Raw genomic sequence first — 2,245 nt, forward strand, 5'->3', positions numbered from 1 at the left:
CGTCGCGGCGGTGGACCCGTGCGCCGCCATCGCTCGTTGAAATGCAAGGGCGGACCGCCGCGTGCGAGCCAGAGTGGGGAGTGGTTCATGGTCAGAAGTTCCCCACGATGAAGTCCTTGAAACGTCCGAACGCAGTCTTTACGGACCCGTTCTTCTGCGCCACCTTGAAGCCGCGCATGCGTGCGAAGCGCGCTTCCTCGAGCAGGCCCATCACGGTGGCCGCGCGCGGCTGCGCCACCATGTCGGAGAGCGCGCTCGAATACTTCGGAATGCCGCGGCGCACCGGCTTCAGGAAGATGTCCTCGCCGAGCTCGACCATGCCGGGCATCACGGCGCTGCCGCCCGTGAGCACCACGCCCGAAGAGAGCACTTCTTCGTAGCCCGACTCGCGCACCACCTGCTGCACCAGCGAGAAGATCTCCTCGATGCGCGGCTCGATCACGCCGGCCAGCGCCTGCTTGCTCAGCATGCGCGGGCCGCGGTCGCCCAGGCCGGGCACTTCCACCTGCGTGTCGGGATCGGCCAGGAGCTGCTTGGCGTAGCCGTTCTCGACCTTGATGTCTTCGGCGTCCTTGGTGGGCGTGCGCAGCGCCATCGCGATGTCGCTGGTGATGAGGTCGCCCGCGATCGGGATCACCGCCGTGTGGCGGATCGCGCCGTTGGTGAAGATGGCCACGTCGGTGGTGCCCGCGCCGATGTCCACCAGCACCACGCCGAGCTCGCGCTCGTCCTCGGTCAGCACCGCCTGGCTCGAGGCCAGCGGGTTGAGCATCAGCTGGTCAACTTCGAGGCCGCAGCGGCGCACGCACTTGATGATGTTCTCGGCCGCGCTCTGGGCGCCGGTCACGATGTGCACCTTGGCCTCCAGCCGCATGCCGCTCATGCCGATCGGCTCCTTCACGTCCTGGCCGTCGATCACGAACTCCTGCGGCTCCACCAGCAACAGGCGCTGGTCGCTCGAGATGTTGATGGCGCGCGCGGTCTCCACCACGCGGGCCACGTCGGCGGGCGTGACTTCCTTGTCCTTCACCGCCACCATGCCGCTCGAATTGATGCCGCGGATGTGGCTGCCGGTGATGCCGGTGTAGACGCGGCTGATCTTGCAGTCGGCCATCAGCTCGGCCTCCTTCAAGGCCTGCTGGATGCTCTGCACCGTGGCGTCGATGTTCACCACCACGCCGCGCTTGAGGCCGTTGCTCGGCGCGATGCCGAGCCCCGCGAGCTTGAGTTCGCCGCCGGGCAGCACCTCGGCGACGACCACCATCACCTTGGCGGTTCCGATGTCGAGTCCGACAACCAGGTCTTTGTATTCTTTGGGCATTGAATGTCCTCGGTATTCGCTATCTATTTCTTCTTGGTCTTGGGGTCGGCAACGACCGTGGTGACGCCGCGAAGACGCAGCGCATAGGCGTCGTTGTGCCGCAGGTCGGCCCCCTCGACGTCCGCCGCGGTGCGACGGTATTGGCCCGCGACCTGGGTCACGGTCTTCAGGAAACGCTGGGTGCGGGCCGTCACTTCCTCGGCCTGGCCGCGGCCCAGCTCGATCTCGGCGCCGGTGTCCAGCACCGCCTTCCAGCTGCCCCGGCTCGACAGCGTGAGTTCTTCCACGCTGAAGTCGTAGGGCGGGAACAGCGGCGCAATCACGCGGTACATGCCAAGCACCTGCCCGGCCTGCTCGATCGGACCGTCGAGCCGCGGCAGCCGGTCGTCGACCTCGGCCACGTTGGCTTCGAACACCTCGCCGAAGCCGTTGATCAGCTTCGAGCCGGCCTCGTCGCCCCAGTTGGCCACCGGCACCTGCTCGGTCAGCGTCACGCGCAGCTTGTTCGGGAACTCGCGCCGCACCACCGCCTTGCGCACCCACGGCACCGACTCGAAGGCCGTCCGCGCACGCGCCAGGTCGACCGTGAAGAAGTTGCCCGCGAGCTGCGGCGCGACGTTGGCGCGCAGCGTCACGGCGTTGTTGTGCGTCACGTCGCCGTCGACCTTGATGCCGCCGATGGGAAAGAACGGCTGGCGCAGCACCCACCATGCGCCTGCCGCCAGCAGCATGAGCGCCACCACCACGAACGCCAGGTTCGAGACGATGTTCATGAGCTTGACGTCGAAGGGCACGGGAATGCTGTCGGCCATGGCTATTGCGCTCCCCCCGCGGCATCCAGCGAAGCCGAGGCCAGCACGCGCAGGCACAGGTCTTCGTAGGCAATGCCCGATGCGCGCGCCGACATGGGCACCAGCGAATGGC

Annotated in this window: 2 protein-coding genes and 1 pseudogene; all 3 read right to left on the reverse strand. The window is 67.3% G+C overall.

From position 1 onward, the window contains the following. Positions 1-91: 91 nt before the first annotated feature. Positions 92-1,321, reverse strand: a complete 1,230-nt coding sequence (ftsA, locus tag AC1DOC_RS30245; RefSeq protein ID WP_007832444.1) for a cell division protein FtsA — start codon at positions 1,319-1,321, stop codon at positions 92-94. A 23-nt stretch (positions 1,322-1,344) separates the two neighbouring features. Then, a complete protein-coding gene (locus tag AC1DOC_RS30250) occupies positions 1,345-2,133 on the reverse strand; it encodes a cell division protein FtsQ/DivIB (protein ID WP_012746072.1) in 789 nt (262 codons plus the stop codon). A gap of 2 nt (positions 2,134-2,135) precedes the next feature. Then, positions 2,136-2,245, reverse strand: a pseudogene (locus AC1DOC_RS30255) (D-alanine--D-alanine ligase); the annotation flags it as partial.

The organism is Variovorax sp. 01T439_2 (genome assembly GCF_056398445.1).